The sequence below is a fragment of the Paenibacillus algicola genome (assembly GCF_005577435.1).
Taxonomy (GTDB): domain Bacteria; phylum Bacillota; class Bacilli; order Paenibacillales; family Paenibacillaceae; genus Paenibacillus_AQ; species Paenibacillus_AQ algicola.
Genome location: NZ_CP040396.1, coordinates 1120349 through 1142593, shown reverse-complemented (window position 1 = coordinate 1142593; position 22245 = coordinate 1120349). Strand labels below are relative to the sequence as shown.

23 protein-coding genes, 1 pseudogene and 1 riboswitch are annotated in these 22245 nt (G+C 50.9%); of the genes and pseudogenes, 4 read left to right on the top strand and 20 right to left on the bottom strand.

The window, feature by feature from the left end; genetic code table 11:
* Positions 1–4: 4 nt before the first annotated feature.
* From E6C60_RS05050 to E6C60_RS04990, 13 genes are all read right to left on the bottom strand, one after another.
* On the bottom strand, positions 5–1339 hold the full coding sequence (locus tag E6C60_RS05050; RefSeq protein ID WP_175415207.1) for a four-carbon acid sugar kinase family protein: 1335 nt from the start codon (positions 1337–1339) through the stop codon (positions 5–7).
* A complete protein-coding gene (locus E6C60_RS05045) occupies positions 1336–2271 on the bottom strand; it encodes a TIM barrel protein (protein WP_138224814.1) in 936 nt (311 codons plus the stop codon). Before E6C60_RS05045 ends, E6C60_RS05050 begins: the two co-directional genes overlap by 4 nt.
* A gap of 14 nt (positions 2272–2285) precedes the next feature.
* Positions 2286–2933: a GntR family transcriptional regulator gene (locus E6C60_RS05040; protein ID WP_175415206.1), complete on the bottom strand. Its 648-nt coding sequence runs from the start codon at positions 2931–2933 to the stop codon at positions 2286–2288.
* A 39-nt stretch (positions 2934–2972) separates the two neighbouring features.
* Positions 2973–4064, bottom strand: a complete 1092-nt coding sequence (locus E6C60_RS05035; protein ID WP_138224812.1) for an isocitrate/isopropylmalate dehydrogenase family protein — start codon at positions 4062–4064, stop codon at positions 2973–2975.
* An 18-nt stretch (positions 4065–4082) separates the two neighbouring features.
* Positions 4083–4823: an amidohydrolase family protein gene (locus tag E6C60_RS05030; protein WP_175415205.1), complete on the bottom strand. Its 741-nt coding sequence runs from the start codon at positions 4821–4823 to the stop codon at positions 4083–4085.
* 35 nt (positions 4824–4858) lie between these two features.
* Complete coding sequence (locus tag E6C60_RS05025) at positions 4859–5737, bottom strand: carbohydrate ABC transporter permease (protein ID WP_407669134.1); 879 nt, start codon at positions 5735–5737, stop codon at positions 4859–4861.
* A 12-nt stretch (positions 5738–5749) separates the two neighbouring features.
* Positions 5750–6709: an ABC transporter permease gene (locus tag E6C60_RS05020; protein WP_138224810.1), complete on the bottom strand. Its 960-nt coding sequence runs from the start codon at positions 6707–6709 to the stop codon at positions 5750–5752.
* A 137-nt stretch (positions 6710–6846) separates the two neighbouring features.
* On the bottom strand, positions 6847–8475 hold the full coding sequence (locus E6C60_RS05015; protein ID WP_138224809.1) for an extracellular solute-binding protein: 1629 nt from the start codon (positions 8473–8475) through the stop codon (positions 6847–6849).
* A gap of 138 nt (positions 8476–8613) precedes the next feature.
* Positions 8614–9639: a hypothetical protein gene (locus E6C60_RS05010; protein WP_217496386.1), complete on the bottom strand. Its 1026-nt coding sequence runs from the start codon at positions 9637–9639 to the stop codon at positions 8614–8616.
* A gap of 217 nt (positions 9640–9856) precedes the next feature.
* Positions 9857–10297, bottom strand: a complete 441-nt coding sequence (locus E6C60_RS05005; RefSeq protein WP_138227636.1) for a HEAT repeat domain-containing protein — start codon at positions 10295–10297, stop codon at positions 9857–9859.
* 39 nt (positions 10298–10336) lie between these two features.
* The gene (locus tag E6C60_RS05000; RefSeq protein ID WP_138224807.1) at positions 10337–11557 is read right to left on the bottom strand and encodes a GAF domain-containing sensor histidine kinase; all 1221 of its coding nucleotides are present in this window, start codon (positions 11555–11557) and stop codon (positions 10337–10339) included.
* Between the two features lie 152 nt (positions 11558–11709).
* Positions 11710–12663, bottom strand: a complete 954-nt coding sequence (locus E6C60_RS04995; RefSeq protein ID WP_138224806.1) for a helix-turn-helix transcriptional regulator — start codon at positions 12661–12663, stop codon at positions 11710–11712.
* 120 nt (positions 12664–12783) lie between these two features.
* Positions 12784–14235 (bottom strand): DASH family cryptochrome, encoded by a 1452-nt coding sequence (locus tag E6C60_RS04990; protein ID WP_138224805.1) that lies wholly within the window; start codon positions 14233–14235, stop codon positions 12784–12786.
* A gap of 136 nt (positions 14236–14371) precedes the next feature.
* Here E6C60_RS04990 and E6C60_RS04985 point away from each other — a divergent pair, with 136 nt between their 5' ends.
* Complete coding sequence (locus tag E6C60_RS04985) at positions 14372–14833, top strand: hypothetical protein (protein ID WP_233281150.1); 462 nt, start codon at positions 14372–14374, stop codon at positions 14831–14833.
* A gap of 104 nt (positions 14834–14937) precedes the next feature.
* The gene (locus E6C60_RS04980; RefSeq protein ID WP_138224804.1) at positions 14938–15570 is read left to right on the top strand and encodes a YfbR-like 5'-deoxynucleotidase; all 633 of its coding nucleotides are present in this window, start codon (positions 14938–14940) and stop codon (positions 15568–15570) included.
* 119 nt (positions 15571–15689) lie between these two features.
* Here the strand turns inward: E6C60_RS04980 and E6C60_RS04975 are convergent, their stop codons facing one another.
* The 4 genes from E6C60_RS04975 to E6C60_RS04960 form a co-directional block, all read right to left on the bottom strand.
* Positions 15690–16139 carry a copper amine oxidase N-terminal domain-containing protein gene (locus E6C60_RS04975; RefSeq protein ID WP_138224803.1) on the bottom strand — a complete coding sequence of 150 codons (450 nt, stop codon included), beginning with the start codon at positions 16137–16139 and terminating at the stop codon, positions 15690–15692.
* 160 nt (positions 16140–16299) lie between these two features.
* Complete coding sequence (locus E6C60_RS04970) at positions 16300–16461, bottom strand: AgrD family cyclic lactone autoinducer peptide (RefSeq protein ID WP_233281149.1); 162 nt, start codon at positions 16459–16461, stop codon at positions 16300–16302.
* Positions 16424–16978 (bottom strand): accessory gene regulator ArgB-like protein, encoded by a 555-nt coding sequence (locus E6C60_RS04965; RefSeq protein ID WP_138224802.1) that lies wholly within the window; start codon positions 16976–16978, stop codon positions 16424–16426. Before E6C60_RS04965 ends, E6C60_RS04970 begins: the two co-directional genes overlap by 38 nt.
* The gene (locus E6C60_RS04960) at positions 16968–17594 is read right to left on the bottom strand and encodes a hypothetical protein (protein WP_138224801.1); all 627 of its coding nucleotides are present in this window, start codon (positions 17592–17594) and stop codon (positions 16968–16970) included. The genes E6C60_RS04965 and E6C60_RS04960 overlap by 11 nt, the downstream gene beginning before the upstream one ends.
* A 172-nt stretch (positions 17595–17766) precedes the next feature.
* On the opposite strand from E6C60_RS04960, the gene E6C60_RS21445 reads away from it, so the two are divergent.
* Positions 17767–17895, top strand: a complete 129-nt coding sequence (locus E6C60_RS21445; RefSeq protein WP_267900164.1) for a hypothetical protein — start codon at positions 17767–17769, stop codon at positions 17893–17895.
* Here the strand turns inward: E6C60_RS21445 and thiD are convergent.
* Both thiD and tenA read right to left on the bottom strand, forming a co-directional pair.
* The gene (thiD, locus tag E6C60_RS04955) at positions 17892–18764 is read right to left on the bottom strand and encodes a bifunctional hydroxymethylpyrimidine kinase/phosphomethylpyrimidine kinase (protein WP_138224800.1); all 873 of its coding nucleotides are present in this window, start codon (positions 18762–18764) and stop codon (positions 17892–17894) included. The genes E6C60_RS21445 and thiD overlap by 4 nt on opposite strands.
* Before the next feature lie 40 nt (positions 18765–18804).
* Complete coding sequence (gene tenA, locus E6C60_RS04950) at positions 18805–19491, bottom strand: thiaminase II (protein WP_138224799.1); 687 nt, start codon at positions 19489–19491, stop codon at positions 18805–18807.
* A gap of 176 nt (positions 19492–19667) precedes the next feature.
* Positions 19668–19771, bottom strand: a riboswitch (TPP riboswitch).
* A 151-nt stretch (positions 19772–19922) separates the two neighbouring features.
* On the opposite strand from tenA, the gene E6C60_RS04945 reads away from it, so the two are divergent.
* Positions 19923–20894: an aldo/keto reductase gene (locus E6C60_RS04945; protein WP_138224798.1), complete on the top strand. Its 972-nt coding sequence runs from the start codon at positions 19923–19925 to the stop codon at positions 20892–20894.
* Positions 20895–21045: 151 nt separating this feature from the next.
* Here the strand turns inward: E6C60_RS04945 and E6C60_RS04940 are convergent.
* Positions 21046–22226 (bottom strand): annotated as a pseudogene (locus E6C60_RS04940) (YhgE/Pip domain-containing protein).
* Positions 22227–22245 lie beyond the last annotated feature (19 nt).

The window sequence follows — 22245 nt, the reverse complement described above, 5'->3', positions numbered from 1 at the left end:
CCTCTCACCATGTTCCGCTGCGGATACTCTCGAAATAATGAACATGACCCAGCTGTCCTCCCTTGAGAGCAAGCTCCAGCCCGTCAATCTCCGGATCTTCTGAATAACAATGACATAACGGTGCTCCAGGACTCACTGACCACAGCATTTGAAGCCCGGTCACACCGAGCTCTCTAGAAGCAAAGCCAGATGAATCTCCTCCAGCAAGCACCAAACGGCGAATCCCCGCCTCTTTTACTGCGCGCTTGGCAATGGACCCGAGCCGGCGGCCGATGAACTCCCCGGAATCCGCAGCCTTTAATCCATGCTGAGCAAGCTTGTCGCGAAGCTGGGGAATGGCTTCATCATCAGGTCCCGATGCCGTATAGGCAACAGCGCTGTGTCCTTCCTGTAACAGGGATATCAGATCGTTCGTCTGTTGTTCTTCTATTAATGGATGCTCCAGCCATTGGTGGACCTCCAGCCTGACTATTCTAAAGCCATGCTGCTCAGCCGCATCCATCTGCTGCCTCGTCGTTGGCGAACAGCTGCCGGAGAGCACGAGCGTCGGCCGGGACGGAATGGTTACCGCCGAATTATGAACCTGATGCGATGGAGAACCCAGCGCCCAGGCGGTCTGAATGCCGGAAGAGCCGACGGTACACAGCGGAGCACGGGCGGACATTGTGCGCAGTAAACGACCGATTCGGGTCATATGCTCCTGGTTAACCGCATCAAGGATTACAAAGTCCACGTCTTTAGCCAGCTGGGTACAGACCTCCGTCAGATCATCGTGACGTTCAATATCTAATATATTGAGTTGTCCACATCGCAGCCTCGTTTGTTGAGCGAAGTGCAGCCTCAGATCACTTTCTCCCATCGGTGTTACAGGATGTTTCGCCATAACCGGATGCCGATCCAGCCGATAAATGATATCATTCCAGGCGGCAAAGTGATGTCCGAATACGGTGTAGCGCCCCAGCTCAGGAGAGGCTGCAAGGAAAGGAATGAACGGTTGGTCGGGATAGAGCGGCCTTAGCCATTCCATAACCTTCCCCACGTTTCCGATCGTCTCTGAGGAGTCACAGGTGGAGCAGATTTTGTAATGTAATAGATCTGCATCTAGTGAAGCCAGCTTATGTAAGCTGGGGCGCAGCTCCCTATTCATTTGGCAAGTGTTCATGGAGCGGCTGATTCCGGCTACCCCGATACATTCAAGCTCTGGATAATGAGTCTCCAGCCATTCAGCGGTTGGGGGTTCCAGGAACAGCATCGTTTTGTAGCCGGCATTGGCCAGCATCTGCATTGAATCTGTGCCGCCGGTGAAATCATCTGCATAATATGCGAGCTTCAGCTTCATACGGCACCCTCCATATGCAATTGCTGCTTCGCCTGCCTCCATGCTGCTCGAACGGTACGCTTCGCATTCATTAATATATCCTTTACCTGTTCATCCTGGCGCGGAATGATTTCAATTCCGAGGCTCCCTGCTGTGTCGCCTCCAAGGTACCCGGCCTTTGCCAGACTGCATAAGAGGTCTGCGATCTCAGGCACATCATTGCAGCCCTGCGGATATCCGAAATAGGGATGAGAATCACCGTAACGAGCATCGCTCTGGGTAAGAACACAATTACCAATATGCACATGTCCCGGATGATGGCCCATCGCTGTCATTACGCCAGTAACGGTTTCTTGTAACAGCGGGAAGTGACTAAGCTCAGCGACGATTGAAAAGTTAGAGATGTCTTTAGTCTTCTCCAGAAGCAGCATCAGTCTTTCATTCGATCCCATCCATCTTTTCTTGTCTACCTTGTCATCAAACGGTTCAAGCAAAAGCTCTAAACCCAGTACGCTCGCCCGCTCCGACAGGACTCCAATCAAGTCAACATACGCTTGACTCACAAGCTCCTCGTCTTCGGAATCATTGGGCCCGCTGCAAAAAAGCACCATGTCTGCTTCAATTTCGGCTGCTTCTTCCAGACAAAGATTCATTTCGTGCAGCGACCGCCTTCTCTCTTCCAGAAGATGACTGTGCGGATTTAGACGCTTACCGAAAATAACGGGCTGCATCAGATAGGAGCGGCTGACCCTGCAAATCCGTGCTCTATGCGCAAACTCCCGGCGAACCAATGGGTCTGCGATGTGAGTCACCTCTATACGATTGAAGAAATCGTCATGCAAAATCAGCTCGGCATACTCTAGAATCGGACCTTTACCCTCTAAAAATAACGGATGTAGTGTACAGTGTATACAACTAAAATCAAAAGTGTCTTCCAGGCTGCCCCATTTCAAAGTTATGCACCTGCCTATTTATAAATCGAAAATTCCCCGCTCTCCAATAACGGGATGGCCTTCTCAATATGCTTGCGCATAAGGTTCTCTGCAGCTTCTCCATCCTTCTTCGCCAAGGCGTCTAATATATCCATGTGCTCCACAATCGTCTCCTCAGGATCTCTGTATAGTCCCTGAACCTGACTCGTCATAATGATCTTATTGTTCTCGATGGTCTGAATCAGCATCGCATCCTGGGTCGCGTCTGTAATGAATTTATGAAATCTAACATCTGCCTGATAATAGGCTTGTGCTTTCCGGTCTCTTACCTGACGATAGCCTTCTTCAAATAAGGTCTTCAGGTACACAATATCTGCATACTCCATCTTGGGTGCAGCCAGCCTGCACGCCAGTCCCTCCATGAGCGCACGAATTCGAAACACGGAGATCATATCTTCATTGGTAAACTCTTTAATGTACCAGCCTTTGGGGGTGCCTGCCAGCAGCCCTTCTTTCTCCAGCTGAGCAAGCGCCTTGCGAAGTGGGGTACGACTGACACCAAGACATTGGGACAGCTGATTCTGTACAATCAGTTCACCAGGCTGAAGCTTCTTGTTTATAATCATCTCTTTAAGCTGAGTGTAGACAGTGTGATCCAGCGTGTCATAAGACTGAAGCTGCATAGTGGTCATCCTTCCGGAAGATAAGTTTAGATATTTCCACTATAGCATAAGAGCGTTAACCACTGCATTACCCACTTCCTCTGTCCCGGACTTGCCTCCAATGTCGGCCGTCTTGGACAATCCTTTGCTCAGCACAGCTTCCACAGCCTGCTCAATATGCCCGGCCGCTTTGGCAAGCACGGGGTCGTTATGACGTTCACTTAACCATTCCAGCATCATGGCACCCGATAGTATGGTCGCCACAGGGTTTGCTATATTTTTGCCTGCAATGCCCGGAGCCGTTCCATGAGAAGGCTGAAACATCGCATGATGATCTCCGATGTCACCGGAGGGAGCCATGCCCAGCCCTCCAATCGTAGCGGATGAGAGATCTGAAATGATATCAGCGAACATATTCTCGGCGACAACCACATCAAACATATGAGGACTGAGCACCTGATATAAAGTCATGGCATCCACGTAAGCATAATCTCGTGAAATATCCGGATACCGATCGGCTATATCATTAAAGACGCTGCGGAAATAGGCGTAAGAGCTCAATACATTCGCTTTATCTACACAGGTAACCATTGAAGTTCCATCAAGAGGTCTGCCGTTTCTTTTCTGGGCGAGCTTAAAGGCAAACTCGGAAATTTTGGAGATTCCGGTTCTTGTCATAATGATGGTGTCCGTGGCCACCTCGTTGCGAACATTGCATCCCCCAGTCCTGGAGGCGTACAGTCCTTCAACATTCTCTCTGACAATGACGTAATCAAGCCCCTTGGATACATCTCTCAGCGGACTTGTGACTCCTTCATACAGACGGCACGGCCTTACACCTGCGTATAAATCAAGGTCAAAGCGAAGCCGAAAAATGACATCCCCATTCACTTCTCTTCCGTCTGGATGCCGCGCTTCCGGCAGCCCGATGGCTCCCATAAGAATGGCATCTGCTTCTTTGCAATGCTTGAAGGTATCCTCCGGCATCGTTACGCCTGTCTTCAGAAAGCGCTCGGCACCTGCATCAAATGATTCAAGCTCAAGCGAGAAATCATACAGCTTCTCCACCTGCTTCAGCACGCGAATTGCAGACTCGGTCACCTCTGGACCGATCCCGTCTCCGGGGAGTACTGCGATATGGTAAGTTGACATGTAGGAGGACTCCTTATCTTATGAAATGTGAAAGAGCTGTTTCGGTGTGGAATACAAGATTTGTTCCATTTGCTGCTCGGTAATTCCGATGGTCTGCAGCTTCAAGATCTCGATCGGCAGGTTGGAAATATGATCGGACCCCAGCATCATTCGTTCTGCACCAATGTGATCTACCATCTTCTTGATCGTATACGTTGGACACCAGGAGGGTTCAAGATAGATGTTCTCACAAGCTTTTGCGGCCACGACGGCCTCATCGGTGTAAACTGCAAAGCCGGCATGCGCGAGAATGATCGGAACATCCGGGAATCTGCGGGCAGGCTCGATCATTAATGAGGGAAGTGAAAATGGATTCCCGATCCCTGTGTGCACAATAACAGGCACTTTATATTTGCGAGCCGCCGCATAGATTTGATCACACCGCGGGGATAACGGAGAAATATTATGGCCCATCGGGTGCAGCTTGATCGCAACAAAATGATGCTGCTCGAAGCATTCCTGTGCCTGGGAATCAAAACGCTCCTCATCCAGCCATGGATCAATCGCAGCCATGCCGTATATTTTTCCGGGATACGCCGCAGAGAAGCGGGCTATTCTTCGGTGTACTTCCTCAATGTCTTCCAGCGTAGGCTGCGGCATGACCAGGCTGGTTTCTACGTTGTACTTCTTCATGGCGTCAATAATATCGGTTTCGGTCGTTGCCACTCCCGAGAACTTGGATACTCCTAGATGAACGTGAGTATCAATCAACTTCATCATGAACCCCGCCTTCTTTCTCATCAGTGCTGTAGAATCTACTCCTTCACAGAACCAAGCACGATCCCCTTCACAAAATATTTTTGAAGAAAAGGATATACCAAAATAATAGGCAGCATGGAAATAAAGATTTGAGCCGCTTTTGCGGTGCGGTCTGACAGCTCTTCAAGAGCCTCAACATCCTGAATCATATCCAGCTGCGGGTTCACAATCATCGTCTGCAGGTAAGTGGATAAAGGAAATTTATTCATATCCGTAATGTAAATTAGTCCATCAAACCAGGAGTTCCATTGGGACACCATGGTGAATAATGCAATCGTTGCAATCGCGGGCTTAGAGATAGGCAGATAGATACTCCACATGGCTCTGAAATGTCCTGCACCGTCTATGAACGCAGCTTCCTCCAGGTCTTTAGGGATTCCCGTCCGAAAAAAGTTAATCAGCAGAATCAAGTGAAACACATTGATAATGCCCGTAAGGATCAACGCCCAGACTGTGTTCATCAAACCAAGCTTACTGATCAGAATATACTGCGGAATTAATCCAGCCTGCAGCAGCATCATCCCTACAAAAAAGTACATGTAGAAGGTTCTGCCTTTAAATTCCCTGGCATCCTTGGACAAGGGATACGCCGCCATGGCCAGCACAATCATCGTAATGACTGTCCCCAAAACAGTTCGCTCGAATCCGTAATAAAGCGCATACCCAAATCGGGGATTATTGATCATTTTAATCCATGGCTCCAGTGTGAAATCTACCGGAAGCAGCATGATGAGATTGGCATCTGCTGCCGCCGCACCACTAAATGAGATTGCAAGCAAATGAATTAAAGGGAGAATGCAGAGGATTGACAAGAGAAGCAGGAATCCATGATTGAACCACTTAAACATCTGATAAGCTTTACTTTCAATATGCACAGATTCTCCCCCTTAAAAAATTCGATAATTGGCAAATCTATAAGCCAGATAATAGCCTGTAATGATCAGGATAAAGCCAATGACTGACTTAAACATGCCCACAGCTGTTGCAAAGCTGAATTGTCCGCCCAGCAGACCTACACGATACACGTAAGTGTCAATGATATCACCCGATTCATAGACCAGCGGATTATACAAGTTAAACACCTGATCAAAGCCGGCATTCAATATTTGACCCAGTGAAAGCGTTGCGACAACGATGACAATGGGAATAATTGCAGGGAGTGTAATGTACCATACCTGCTGCAAACGATTCGCGCCGTCAATAACTGAGGCTTCATACAGACTTGGATTCACTCCGGATAAAGCCGCCAGAAATACAATGGCCGAGAAGCCGAATTCCTTCCAAAGGTCACTGGTGATCAAAGTAAACACAAACCATTGATTATCGCCAAGAAAAAAGACGGGTCCGATCCCGAAGAATCCGAGAGCCTGATTGACAATGCCTCCTTTTACAGAGAGAATATCAATCAAAATTCCTCCTAAGATAACCCAGGACAGGAAATGAGGAAGGTAAACCAGCGTTTGAATGGTTCGCTTCAGACTGCTTATTCTGACTTCATTCAATAACAGGGCAAATACAAGCGGCACGATGAGAGAAAACACAATTTTGAAGGAGGAGATCACTAAGGTGTTTGAAATAACCCTGCGTGTCTCCGAGAACTCAAAAATTCTCTTAAAGTTATCTAGCCCGACCCACTCTGAGCCTCCGAATCCCAGCCAGGGCTTATACTCTTGAAAAGCCATGATCATTCCAGGCAGCGGACCATAATGAAATAGGAGGCCCAAAATAACAGCGGGCAGAACAAGAATATGCAACGGCCAGTTTTTACTAAAATTCCACCGTGTCTTGGGAGCACGAAGAGCTGAGGTCTTCGTCTTTACGGTTGTTTCATGAATTACAGGTTCCATCGGACACCTCCCGGCTTCTGGTTACATCCATGAGCGATGAACCAGGATTTTAGCTGTAATCAGCACCACGACTGCTTTAATGAGATATGCGGCTGCATAAGGTGCAGCCGCATAGATCGCAGACAGCTACATGGCATTTATTTCGCAGCTACACTCTTGTACCATTCGTTCACTTCTGCTGTGATCGTGTCTCCGCCGTTCTTCTTCCATTCCTGCACAAACTGGTCAAAAGCGTCTACAGAAAGCTCACCATAAATGATTTTCGTGAAATATTCGTTCTCAATTTTATCCAGCTGAGCTTTTCGGGAGAGCATGGTTTTGGTAGGTGCCGACAAGAACTTGTTCTCAACCCGGTATTCTCTGGATTCGTATACATGAGCTCCTGCTTCGACAGATAACTCACCTAAACCCTTTGTACGGATTTCATATCCTGTTTGAGGCTCTTGGCCATCAAAGAGCTTCTTTCTGATTTCATTTTGCACAAATGGGATCTCTGGCTGGTTAATCAAATAAAAGCGAGCCGGGATTGTACCCCCAGGAACATTTTTTAGATCAGCCTTTCCATCCGTTACAACACACTCATAGCCTTCAAAATAACAATTATAAAAATCGGAGGACTTGTCGCCGAGTACATTGCCGTGAAGCATGTCGTAGTAATGGAAGAATGCATCAATATGCTTGAAATCCTTGTTAAACAGGGCAATATTCGCGTATAAATTGGAGCCTAAATGCGCTCTTCGATCACCAGGCCCTGCCGGATACAGGTATGGCTTCATCTCAGCGCCTTCGATCTTCTCCAGATTAAACCGGCCTAGCGGGGAATGGAACTGACCCACAATCATACCGGATTTGCCGGAGTTAAACGCCTCTGCAGACTTGTTCCAGTCCATCAAGGCAACCTCTTTATCAAGATATCCTTTACGGAACCAGTCCTGTAGAAGTGCAAGGCCTTCCTTCACATTTGGCTGAATCGAGCCGTACACCAGGCTACCGTCGGAAGACTCGTTCCAAGCTCGCGGCATATAGTCCCCGTATGCACCAAAGACCCAGCTCATAGCCTGTTCAATGCCGCCATCCATAGAGAAGGATAATCCGATTGTTTCGTGACCGTCCGGCTTCGCTTCTACAAACGCTTTCATTACTTTCTCCATGTCCTCAACGGTGGAAGGTGCCTCAAGGCCCAACTCATCCAGCCAATCCTGGCGAACCCAAAGAACCGGATCATTTACGTCTCCACCACTTGTTAAGGGGAGTCCCAGCTTTTTACCATCCCGGGTCACGAGCTGCCACAGCTCCGGGTGCTTGTTATAGATTTCTTTTAATCGTGGTGACGCATACTTATCGAAAGCTTCTGTGATGTCCATGAGCTTGCCCGAATCCATTAACTCGCCAGCGAGCAGGAGATTGGGAACCGTGATGACATCAGGGAGCGGTTTGCCTGCTGCAAGTGACAGACGGATTTTGTTTTCGAATCCATTTTGCTCAGATGGCACTGTCCACATATACTCCAGATTGATGCCAAGCTTATCCTTAGCCCAACGGGTATGTACATTATCTTCAATCGTTTCCCCGTCCTTGAACTTCAAGGATGCATCAATCCCTCTTGCTGTTGTCATCGTAATGGGCGGATCATACTTGTCGCCAACCTTTTGAGCAGGCTCTACAGTAGCGGCTTCCTTCTCTGACGATCCTGCTCCGCACCCCGTTACGACCAAGCATAATGCCAGCAAGCCTGGGACGATCCGTTTCACAACATTCGATTGCATTGTTTAACCCCCAACTTTTTAGAATTTGAACAGTCCAGTGACTTTTCACTTTAGGCGGCTTCATGATGCATGGAATTTCACGTCGAGCACAGCTGATTGGTGTCCCGGACCCTCACCTCCTTCCGGATGAAGTAGTCATCAATGTCCTGTAATCTCTTTAATCTTTTCAAAAAACTGCTTCTTCCTCGCCGTGTTGATTCCCCAGTTCACCGGAGGGCACTGATAGCCATCCTCATAGTCACTTTGCCCGGGATCAAAATATCCCCAGGAAACTGAACGCTCGATGGAAATAAGCAAGTGATTTCTGTCTTGATCAAAGTCAAAATGATCGTCTTCGTTGTTTACAATGGGCTGCCCTCTGTACCCCGTTTGAGAGCGTGTCAAGTCGATTTGTCGAGAAATCCATTCCATGCTGCAGGAATTGCCATGAAGCAGGACAAAGTCACTTACCTCTAACAAATGGTTCGCAGGCACGGTGCCTCCTGAACAGCTGGCACCAATTAACAGCGGAGCCCCCGGTGATTGTGATTGGGATACGAGTCTAGCCAGCTCAATGAGTTCATGTATTCGAGGCATTAAAATAATGGGATGACGGTAAAGGATGTCACATTCATTTGCGATTTCAATGACCACGTTGGTGTAGCCCTTTTGATGGACCCACATGGTAGCGTTTACAACAGCCTGTTTTACAGCGTACTCGCTAGCCAGAACAAGATCCTGACCAAAATAAAAGTAACCGAGAATAATGACCATACCGAGTTCGTCCGCTCGATCCAGAATTCTCTCCAGCCGATTCATATAGGCTTCGTCCAGAGTTCCATCCGGATGGAATGCCGAATTGATCCATGGCTGTAAACGGGAGTATCCTTCCGGACTTCCTCCCTGCAGATTTATTGTGAGAGCCAGGACCCCATGCTCTCTCCAGGATTGCATGTTATCCAGGAATTCATTCGTGTTGCGTTCACAGTCCCACACTTCTGTATCCGGGTATCGCCACCTTCCAGCTGTTTCCGGATTGCGGTCATCAAATACTGCTTGAACCATTCTGCTGTTCATAAGCAGCCCTTCAATAGAAATATGTTTCCATGTTCTCCCCTCGTAAGTCGGGACTCCATTAATTAGCCAGGCACTTCCTTGAATCGAGACTTTCGTTTGTCTTTTCACTTTTTTCAATTCCCTCCCATCGAATATTTCAGGTCAGAAAAGCTATGAAATTAACTCAGTACTCATTGTATACAATGTATATTATTCGAATATCCCTGTAGTGTCAACGGTAATTGTGAACGCTTTCTTGTAAAAATGTGATTATTTTGCCTACAAAAAATGAATAGCGGCACTCCAGGTGGAGTGCCGCTGAAAACAAATATGGTTTGGCCTATCCTCAGATGCGCAAATCGCTCCACTTGGCTTCCAGCCAGGCATCGAAGCCGTCGCCTTTTTCACCTTCATAGATGTCATAGACATCTGCTCTCATCTTGTTCAGCTTGTCCTTGAACTGCTCGTAGGTGTGATCCTTGGGCAGGCTCTTCTTAATGCGGACGAGCATCTTGGTCAAGCCTTTGACCGGCTCTTCCGGACTGGGCTTCGGCTTGTGAACCTCTTCGCCCAGGCCTTTCAGCTGCTCATAGGCAGCGACCTGAACCCGGTATACCGGGTCCTGCTGCATGCGGTGCATCAGAACGTCCACCGCATGCGGGTGATCGAGTGCACCTAATTCCTCAATCGCCTTTACCCGCGTACGCCAGTCCGCCATCCGGTTCGCATCCGCCTTGAGCTTCTTGTACCGGTCCTCCGGCTGCAGGGCGTTCTCTTGTGGTTCTATTGTCAATGTGATCTTCCTTTCATGGGTCTTCTGTTGATGTTAAATCGCAGGGCACTCAAACTGAAAAATAAAGCAGCTTCCCTCTTCATTTGTTTCTTCTAGCCAAACACGGGCATGGATAGCCTCTGCCAGCTGTCTGCACATCGAAAGGCCAAGTCCCACTCCGACCGGCTTACCCGGAACCTTAGCATCACGAATAGGAGAAAATGCTTGGAACAGTCGCTCGTGCTGCTCCACCGGAATGCCGCAGCCTGTATCGTGAATTTCTAAATCCACAACCGACGCCCCCTCGGGGTTCGTCTCCATCCGAGCAATTAATGTGACTTGACCTCGATCGGTGAATTTAACGGCGTTGTCAACAAGACCGTGCACAATTGTAGTGACTTTCCCTACATCCCCTAGCAATGCCCGCTCTTCTTCAGCCTCAAACTGAGATTGAAGCAGGACGCCCTTTTCTTTTGCTGCAGGCGTGTACTCCTGCAGCACCCGGTCGAGAACATCCCTGATACTAAACGGGGTTTGGTCCTGTTTCGGCGACCCCGATTCCAGCCGTGAATATTCCATAATCTGATCCATCATATCCAGCAGACCTTGTCCGTTCTTCTCCATCAGATTCACATACATACTTTGCTCATCCGACAGATTCGTATGATGCAGCAGATCCGCGATCCCGATAATACCATTCATAGGCGAGCGAATTTCGTGGCTCAGCACAGCCAATAAATCCTTGCGTTCTTCCACCAATCGCTCGGCCAATACTTCTTTTTCCCGAAGCAGCCCAAGCGTTTGTTCCATTTCTAACAATCCCGTATAAAAATCAGATAATGAAAGAAGCAGCTCAACATCCCTCTCGCCGAAGCGATAAAACTCGTGATCGAAGGAACAAAGAGAACCATAAAATGCCCCAGTCTCTGAACGTATGGGAACACCGACGAAAGAGCACCCGCCCACAAATTGAGTTGCTGCCATGTCTTTGGTTAAGGGATGCGTTAGATTATTGTCGATCACTAATGGTCCTTGGGTATGCTCTGTCACGAGAGCGCAGTACGACTCCGCGTTTTCTACCACGAGCCCCTCATTCAAAATCAGCTTGTCCCGATTATACGCCTTTAGCACCTGTGTGGAAACTTTATCCAGTTTGGCGATACAGAACGTGTTTGCCGGAATAGTCCGGCTTGCCGTCACCATCACCTTAGCAGCGGAATCATACAATTTGTGCGAAATAACTGACAACACATCGATATAGTCAGTTTTCAACATCGGAACACCGCTCCTCCTGGATTATAAATTATGAGTTGAATTAGTGCACCAGCTATCATTATAGTACAAAACTCTATTACGCGCATCAGGAAGGAACAAAGAGCTGTATTGAGAATTACAATTTTTGGTTGGGTTAGGCTTGGAGATTCCCCTCACTCTCCATACAGCCCACGCCAGCGCGACAGCTTCTCCTGCATCATCTTGCGGTAGCTGCGGGGCTCCAGGATTTCGGCGTCCGGGCCGTATTGGTTGACCCAGTTCAGGAATTCACGGTCGTGGTTCAGGGTGACCTCAAACAGCAGGCTGCCATCCGGCAGGTCTGTCATTTTGGGCCGGACGAACATTTCTTCCTCCTTGATGTAACGGGCGACCTCGCGCGAAAATTTGACTTTGAAGGTGATCTGCCCGGTTCCGCGCTCAATGGACCAGGTGTGCTTCATGTAGTTGGCCAGATTGAAGTCTCCTTTTTCAAAAGAACGCGCGGTGACCTCCAGTTTACGGAACCGGCTGAGCCGGAAGGTGCGGATCTGCCCTGCTAAATGGCAATAGCCAATGAGGTAAAACCGCTGATCCCGCGGAATCAGATAATAAGGATCAATCTCCCGCTCAGTCAGCTCATTCCGGCTTTGCGTATGGTAGGTCACGCTTAACGTCTGCTCTGCCAGTATGGCCTGAATCACAGGGAGCAGGTGGTTGGGGCTGTCCTCCCGGTAGGCCGGGGAGCCCATCTGAATAATGTCTGTCACATGCTTCAAAATGTCCTGATTCCGCCGCTTCTCCCGGGTCCGGGCAGCCATTATTTTGTCATAGGCGCTCTCAAAGCCCGGCGGAAGCTGGGTGTGATCCAGGATCGATGGAAGCATCGTAAACACCAGCTCCTCCTGCGGCGTCCAGTTCAGAGGATACATGGCGAAATCCCCGGCAAAGGTATAGCCTTTGCCATAACCGTCATTGACGATGGGAGCGAGGGTGTCCAGAGAACGAAGATCACGGTAAATGGTGCGGACATCGACATCACATTTTTGAGCCAGCTCCGGAGCTGTAATCCCAGGCCTTGCCTGAATCGCGTAAATAATATTGAACCAACGATAAAGTTTGTCAGACATACTTCGAATCTCCTATGGTTTTGGATATATGTTTAATCTAGGTAATTCGACATTCCTACACGACATCCTCCTAAAGAACTAGAAAAACCGTTCCGAAATCGGAACGGTTCCTCCATTGCATTATCCTTTAGCCTGTTTTAGCCGGGATCGAAATGCCTCAACGGAGGGCATCCACTCCACAATAGGAAACGGGTAATCCTTCCCCAATTCCAGACCAAACTCCTGCTGCTCAAACCACGTCCATTCAGGCACATCATAGACCTGTTCCCCAGGAACGGCGGCAAGCTCCGGAAGCCAGTGCTTGGCATAGTCGCCAGCAGGATCATAATCACGCCCTTGCTTGCTGACATTAAAAATCCGGTACGGCCGCGTATCGTTTCCTACTGCCGCATTGTAGCACCAGTTGCCGTAATTAACCGATACGTCGTAATCCAGCAGCTGAGACTCGAACCACTGGGCGCCGGCACGCCAGTGAATCCCCAGATTTTTTGCCAAAAAGCTAGCCGTATTCTGCCGGCCCCGATTCGACATCCACCCGGTCTGCCGCAGCTCTCTCATATTGGCATCCACCAGCGGATACCCGGTGTTGCCTTCAGTCCATGCCTGCAGCAGCGCAGGGTCGCTGGACCACTCCAGGCGCTTGCCGTCCAAGCCCCCCGCTGCAAATATCCGGCTCCCATGCTTGCGATGCACATAGATGAAGTACTCTCTCCACAGCAGCTCATCCAGGAACCCCTGCGTCGATTCATTCACCGACCGGGCGGCCTCCGCCTCCTTGAGGCTCCAATAGACAAAGCGCGGCGACAGGCAGCCTAGGGCCAGATAAGGTGACAGCTTCGAGGAGGCGTCCGGCTCCAGCATTCCGTTGCGGGTTTCACTGTAGCGGCTAATATGGTCCTGCTCGTGAAAATAATACGTCAAACGCTTGCGGCCTGCCGAGGAGCCCCCGGTAAATACTGGCTGCGGCGGCAGCTCATCATCGGCAAGCCCCAGCGCGGCAAGCTCTGGCAGGTCTCCTTCCTCGACAGCCAGTGAAACGCTTTGACGCTCCGGCAGTGGAAGCATGCTGCGGATACAGCGCTCCTGCGACTTCAAGATCCGCTGCTTGAACGGCGTATACAGCTTCGGCAGCTCTTCGAGCGGGAAAGGAAGATCCTCCGGGTGGACCAGGCTATGCCCGAAGTACGTGTACAGCTCCACTTCTCCTAAGCTGTCCTTCACCTGCTGCAGCACATAGGACTCCTCCGTGCCCAGCTCGTCATGAGCATGGACCTCCACCAGATCGAGGCCGCTCTGAATAAGCTCCGGCATGACCTCCTCCGGCTTACCCAGCCGAACCAGCAGCGGAATGCCAAGCTTGTTCAGGTTGTCCCGCAGCTCGGCCACACTTTCAAGAATGAAGCGTGCCCGGTGTGCCCCGGTTTTGGGATATCCAAAGCCGGTCACCCCGTATTCCCGGGGGTCCAGGCAGTATAATCCAACGACCGGCAGACCGGACGCAGATGCCGATAACAGCGGCTGGTGATCGTGTACACGCAGATCCCGCCGAAACCAGACTAAGGCGCATTTCATCAAGCGCCCTCCTCTCTTTTTTTTACAACGATGATATACATCGTTTACAATGAAATTGAAATGCTGCGCATTCCTGTTTATATTTACCCCAAACACCGAAATCTGATGATTTAAGCTTACAGGGGAGGAATTTTACATGCACTCAACAAGAAATTTGAAGCACTACATGCTGCCAGCCGTACTAGCGGGAACACTGGCGGGCATATTTCTGGGCTTGCTGCTGAAGGCTGCAGAGGCTCTTACCTCGCTCAAGGTGTATACGCTGCTCTTGAATGTAGACTACATTCCGGTCCTGAATCAGCTGCCGCTGCCTGAAGCCGCCGAGTTCGGCCTGCATTTGATTGTATCGGTGGGGCTCAGCCTGGTTCTCGCTTACTTGCTGTACATCCGCCCTAATCCTGCTTCGGCGCGGCAGCGCCTGGGGATCTATGCTCTTGTAAACACCGTCGTGGGCCTGCTGCTATTCCCTACCACTGCCTTGTCGGACCGAACCCCTGAACTGTTCGACGTTCCGGCGCTGCTGATCTGGCTGCTGGGCCATGTCCTGTATGGCCTCCTCCTCGGCTGGCTGATGGAGAAGCTGAAGCCGCGGGCTTGAAGCAGGATGGACGGCAGCAGTCACATTTTACACTGGCTTAATCCTCCCTTTATCTATGTAGAGTATAGTCATGGATAACTCTATATTAAAGGATGATGACCTGGATGGGCATTCACACGTACTTTCGTTCTCTCAACGACCTGGAGCGGATTATCCGCACCCCCGGCAAATTCAAATTCGAAGAGCACAGCGTCTCCGCCCACTCCTGGAAGGTGGTACAGTATGCAAAGACGCTCGCAGATATTGAGGAGCTGAATGGGGTACCCATCAATTGGAAGAAGCTGTATGAGATTACGAGCAGCCACGATTATGGCGAAATTTTTATCGGAGATATCAAGACTCCGGTGAAGCACTCCTCCCTGGAGCTCCGCTCTATGCTGCAGCAGGTGGAGGAAGGAATGATCCGGCACTTTATTGAGGAGAACATTCCGGAGGAGTTTCAGGGCATTTTCCGCCGGCAGCTGCGGGAGGGCAAGGATGGCTCGCTTGAAGGGCTGATCCTGGAGGTTGCGGACAAGATGGACCAGGTGTATGAGGCTTTTGCAGAGCTGCAGCGGGGAAATACAGAGAAGGAATTTGTGCTCATGTACCGCCACGCGCTGATCAAGATCAAGAATATCGACCTCCACTGCGTCCGTTATTTCCTGGGACATATTTTGCCGGATATTATAGAAGAAAGTCAGATTTCCCCCATTGATATCAAGGGCATTACGGAAGAAGCCTTGGCGCAGCAATGAATAAAGCTGTACGTGCACTCTCCACTTGGCGGAGAGTTTTTTAATGCCGGATACTAAGAATAGCCTCCTTCACGTCGAAGCAGGCTAAGATTGAACGATATAAGTGCACTCGGGCTTTCTCACACGTCGGTGCTCCCGCCGCTCACGTACGCGGTCTGCTCCGACTTCACCCATTTGATCTCCCGGCCTAAAGCCTCGGAGGCAAAGCGAAGCGGCACCATGGTCTTGCCTTCATGGATAAAGGGCTCGGCATCCATCTCCAGCTGCTCCTCATCCTTAATGACAGTGCTCTTCCCGACCGTAATGACGAGATACGTCTTGGGCCCGGTAATCTCAATCTCCTTATTTACATGGTTCCATTCCATGTCCAATCCCTCGCGGAGCTGAACCAGGTCCGTAAAGGCAATAAAGATCCGGTTATCCTTCATGACCACATGCTCCTGCTGGAGTCTCACATCGTCTATATATACGTCCGGCGTACTGCCGGCATAGGCCTCGTCCCAGGGAAGAACCGTATACCAGAGGACAGCAGCCAGCAGTCCCAGCAGCACACGGAAGGGATACTTCATCACAATTCCTCCTCACTTTCACTGTAGAGTCTTATCTATTAAACGTTTGAAATGGATGAAAGTTGCTCTTTAACGCTTTTTCCTTGTATAAAAGCACAAAAAGCCTTTGTTAGATGAAGCTCACCTAATTAAGGCTTCGTTGTGTTTTTTCGGAGCGGGTTCAGTCCTTATTCAAAAGCTCTTCCGGCGTTTCTCCACTGTAAATGAAGACCGGGCTTGCTACTTGAACAAAAAATACCGCGAGCAGCGTCAGGCATGTGGCGGTTGCCGTAAATGCAGCGTGTTTAGCTTTGCTGAGCAGGGTCAGGGTCAGGGTTCTCACCTCCTTTCAAGCGGATCAAGGTCATAGCCTGAACTAGAAAAGAAGCAGCAATAATATCCGATTGGATGACAAAGTTGGTCATGATGAGCATACAGCTGATGAAGGTAAGCGTTCTGTAGAATGTGCGGGGGATCCGGGATTGATATTCAATCCGGCTTGGAGCGTACATAGCCGTCAGGATGAAGGCGCCGGCGGTAAAGCCATGAGTCCATATCTGAGGCAGGTGGACCCAGGAAATCAGAGTCAGAAGCAGTGTTGTCAGGAGAATGCAGGCGGCACCGGTCTTCAGATGAACACCGCCGGATACCTGCCTTAGGAGGGCGAAGCTGATCATCGCCGTCAACGCCTCTGCCGTAGTGCCGGCTGCCCAGGAGATGAGCAGCACAGCGGATACAATACCTGTCATATTGAGCAGAATAGCAATACCGTGCTTCAGAACAGCGATGGAAGACGGATGCTCGGGCACTTCTTTTTTAATAGCTTGGGCCATTCTTAAGGCGGCGTGTTCAATCTTCATCAACCTCAAACTCCTCCGAATGATAAGCATAATACAGAAAAATCCCGAAGGTCAGGCTGAAGAACAGGATGAGCAGCCACAGCTGTGCCATGTAAAACAGGATAGCCAGCAGCAGCAATACGATCGCCATCAGGACCATAAGGATCACGTATTCATATTTCAGACGAAGACGTTCCAGCTCCAGGGCAATGCCGATCTTGAAGCGGTGCAAAAGCCAGGCGAGAAGGAATCCGGCTGCCGCACTGAGAATCTGGGTGAGGTAGGCATTCTCCGGCAGCTGTGCAGCTTCGATAGATCCGAAAATAGCCATAATCAGCAGTCCCTGCATGATCGCGTAGCCGAAATAACTGAGTACCGTGCCGATCAAAGACCAGATGACCGGAATCTTGACGACCGCTGCGTAGAAGAACACAAAGATGACTACAGTGGTCATCGGTGCCAGATAATCCAGCTCCAGTGAATTCCTCAGCAGATAGCTCTGCAGGCTGGACAGCAGCATGACGACAACAGCCTGTCCGGCATATCTGGAGGCCTTGAGCTTCAGCAGCGACATCGTGAGCGCATAAATCGCCAGCGTCTCCAGGGTGGACAGCAGTAAAAACAAAACAACATCCATGAACAGTAACCCCTTACACCTTGTAATATTCTGTTATCAATCCGCCGATGATGAGGGCTCGGGTAGGAGAAACAGCTCTGCTATTAACATACGAGAAGAGCACGGATTGTACAATACCTCAGGATCGGTTTTTTGCAAAAAAAAACGCTGCCCGGCTTCCTTCCCTGACGCCTTGCGCCCGGTCCGCGCCGCAGCAGCAAAAAGGCTTGCCGGCATCAAGTCCGGCAAGCCTTTCATTGTGGTGCTCTCGCTGCAGCGGTATACCCGCCCGAAAGAGAGGTCCGGGCGGGCGGCATGCTAGCTGCGCGGCTGTGCTGGCTGGCGCCGAGCCAGGCGGCGCTGGTACGCCCAGTGATTGGTCGGCCCGTGGCCTCCCCCGAGTCCCAGGCTGTCCTCAATGGCAGCCTGGATAAATGCCCGGCCCTCCGTCATAGCTTGCAGCGGATCAGCCCCCTTGGCGAGCCATGCTGTCACGGCTGCCGAGAAGGTGCAGCCGGTTCCATGCGTATGCACCGTGTGGATTCTTCGCCCCGAGAGCTCGGTGAAGACGTCTCCGTCATAAACCAGGTCCGTCACCTGCCTGCTGTCCTCTTCGTCATGTCCGCCTTTGATCACGACGAACGCCGGACCCAGGCTGTGAATACGGCGGGCAGCTTCCTTCCGGTCCTCCGGCGTCCGGATCTCGATGCCGGCCAGCGCCTCGGCCTCCGGAATGTTCGGCGTTACGACCCGGGCAAGCGGCAAGAGCTTGTGCTTCAAGGCGTACACCGCTTCGGCTTGGAGCAGCTCTGCTCCGCCCTTTGCAATCATGACGGGATCGACCACCACGGAGCTCCATTTATATCGTCCTATGACCTCGGCGGCCGCTTCAATAATGGGAGCATTAAACAGCATGCCTGTCTTTACCGCATCTACCCCGAGATCCTGCGATACGGCCTCAATCTGGGCAGCGCATGCTTCTGGCGGGAGAGGATAGACTCCCGTCACGCCCAGCGTGTTCTGCACGGTCACGGCCGTAATGGCGGACATGCCGAAGACCTCCAGCTCCTGAAACGTCTTCAAGTCAGCCTGAATGCCGGCACCGCCCCCGCTATCCGAGCCGGCAATCGTCAAGGCGCGGGGAATATGTACCTGCTCATCTTGCAGCCTGTTGTGTATCGTGTCACTCATTAGTGTTGTCTGCTCCTTTATATGCTTCTATGGAAATATCCTAAACGACTGCTGCGGGCTGCGGAACCGGCCACTCTTCCAGGCGGAAAGCCATATCCCAGAACATATACTCCAGCTGGCAGCTGAGCATAAAGTACTCCTTCATGCGCTTCTTCTCTTCTTCTCCGGCTTGAAGCGCCCAGGCATCCAGCCGCTGACACAGCTTCGTCGTAACGCCTTCGCCCCGTGTACCATAGAAGGTAATCCAGTCATAGAACGGATGGGACGGATCGGGCTGCAGCTCTTCCATCAGCTTCGCGCCAATCTCCACATACGTCCAAGGGCAAGGCAGCAGGACAGCCATAATCTCGCCCAAGGTGCCCTCGTGCGCGACAGTCAGCATATGGCGGATGTAGTGATGTGCCGATGGCGACAGCGGGAAGCCCTGCAGCTCCTCGTAGGTGACGCCAGCCACATCGCAGAAATTGTTGTGCGGATGAATCTCGCTGTGCAGCACGAAGGAAATCTGTTCATTGAACATTGCGATGTCTTCGCGGTCACTGCACTTGGAGATGGCAATGCCGTAAATGCGCATAAACGCGTTCAAATATTCAAAATCCTGCTTTACATAATGCATCAGCTGCTCCCGGTCTAACCGGCCTTCCGCAATACCGCGGACAAAGGGATGATTAAAGATTGCCTCAAAAATAGGGTCCGCCTCTTGGCGGAGCTGTTGTGAAAAGCTCATGAGTCCCACCTCCAAATGAATTGAAGAGCAGGAAGTCCGTGCAGGCCTGTACAAGAAGGTGAACCTGATCCCGCCGTCCGGATCTAATTATAAAAGCCGCTCCCGTAAGCGGGAGCGGCTTTGTATCCATGCTGTGTCTGCTCGCGTGTTCCTCGATCAAAGGCACACTGCAGACCGGACGGCCGGCTCCACTTTCCTACGCTAGTGCGAACTAGATCAGGTTCAAAGGGTCCAGGATATGCTCCTGTCTCAGCCGCTGACGGCTCCCCTAGTGGACTTCCTATTCTATTGCCTCTACTCTACCCAGAAATAGCCATTCTGTCAATTCCCGGATGAATATCACCCGCCTTGTTCAGGAGAGGAACATTTGAACGCAGCTCCTTCCAAGCGATATACTAGGCTTGTCTATCACGTTAGAAGGAGAGGATTGTATGCAGAGCAGAAGACTTGGCAGCAGCGGGCTGCACGTATCTGTACTGGGCCTGGGCACGAATGCTTTTGGCAAAAGAGCGGACAAGAGCACCTCGATCTCCACCATTCACTGTGCGCTGGATCACGGAATCACCTTCCTGGACACCGCTAATATTTATGCGGGCACCGAATCCGAAGCCATCATCGGCGCTGCCTTGACAGGGCGGCGTCAGGACGCCGTCCTGACGACCAAGGCAGGCCTTCCCCGCGGAGCAGGTCCCGGAGAACGCGGCTCCTCGCGGCATCATCTGATGAGGGAGCTGGAGGGCAGTCTGAAGCGGCTGCAAACTGATTATGTCGATCTTTATCAGATCCATACCTTTGATCCGGACACCCCGCTGGATGAGACACTGCGCACATTGGATGATATGGTATCCTCCGGCAAGGTTCGCTATATCGGGGCATCCAATTATGCAGCCTGGGAGCTGATGAAGGCACTCGGCATCAGTGATCAGAGGGGATATCTTCGCTACAGCTCTATTCAGACCTGCTACTCTCTTGCAGACCGCACACCGGAGCGGGAGTTGGTTCCGCTCTGCCTCGATCAGGGGCTGGGCATCATTCCATATTTCCCGCTGGCCGGAGGCATATTGACCGGGAAATATAATGACGGCGGGACGCCGTCCGGCTCCAGAGCCGACACCGATCCCAACTTCAAACGGTTTTTGCAGGAGCGTAATCTGAATCTCGGGCAGCAGGTGAGCCGGCTGGCAGAGGAGCATGGTGTCACGCCGAGCGCGCTGTCTCTGGCCTGGCTTATGGCGCGCCCTGCGGTATCAAGCGTGATCGTTGGTGCAACCTCTCCCGCCCAGGTAGAGCGTAACCTGGACAGCCTGGAGCTGCAGCTTGAATCCCATCTTTCAGAGCAGCTGGACCAGCTCAGCCAGCCGTTCATCTACGGCGAGCCGTTCGCCTCATACCGGCTGTCCTAGCGGCGATGGCGTCTGAAAGGCAGTCAGGCGTCGCGGCAAGGATATGGCGGCTGCGCTACACACCTCCCGCCGCAGGCAATTACACAATAAGCACAGCCGCCCCTCAAAGGAATTCGCTTTGGGGAGCGGCTGCTTTTTGTAGATCCTGCGCTTAGCCTTGAAGGGATTTCTGGTCTGCCGCCGCAAGCGGCTTATAGACAGATAGCATAATGACTCCCGCACTTGCGAGTCCAATCCAGGTTAATACGGAAATCTGACTCCAGCTAAGACCCTGGTCAAAAAAGAACAGCTCTCGCAGCCCTTCTACCAGAAACCGCATCGGCAGCCAGGAATAAATCCATTCCCGGTAAAAGCTGGACATGAGTTCAGGCGCCAGCGTCATCAACGGAATGCCGAAGAACAGCATAAGGGCGAATATCGAAATTCCCTGCAGCCCAAGCCAGGATACCACCGCGGTTTGCAGCAGACAGAAGCTGATAAAGGCTATGGTTAGAAACCAGGCCGTATCTGTGTATTGAGGGATAGCAAATCCGACCATATCCCTTGCCAGCCAGGTCAGCCCGAAGCCTACTCCAATTCCAGCAGCTGCAGTAATTCCGACTTGGTAAACTTTTGACAGCAGCCTTTCGTTTAACGTTCTGGCTTGTGCCTTCCGTAGTGCGATGTAAAGGATGGCGGCACTCGCAATGCTTGCCATCCAGAGTGGCTGCAGCAGAGATACTGGTGCATTTCCGTTGGCACTTTGGGTTCCGGTTTCATTGACGTTGATGACTTGCTTTTGGATAGGAGAAGCCAGCAGTGAGGCCTGCTTCGCAGTCAATAATGCATTTTGAGCGTCAAAGCCTGATAAAAGCTGCTCCCGAACAGATACGTTCATTTTGTCAACGATGCCGCCCAGCGCCTGTCCTGCCAGGGTGGAGGCTGCAGGATTCATGCCTTGGTTAATATAAATGATAATTTCTGAGGCGGCAGGCTGCTCTGTACGCAGTGAGGCTTGCTTTTGACTGAAGTCTCCAGGGATGACCAAGGCGGCGTAATATTCCTGATCATCAAGACCTTCTTTAACTTCTTCTTCACTTCCCACTTCAATCCAGCGAAATGCTTCAGCCTGAGCCGGGTTCGCAGAGGTCATCTGCTCGATCATCTCACCATGGTGGACCCCATATTCATTTCAGGCTGGTTCGGTAATTGAAATCCTTCATCCTCATTGACAAGGGCAACCGGCAATTGAAAAGGCTGAACCTTTGCCGATGGAAACAAGGTTAAGGAAAATACAAAAATAACTAATAGCGCAACAACAGGCACGATGAGCCCCACTTTATTTTTGAACAAATTCATATTCGCTCCTCCT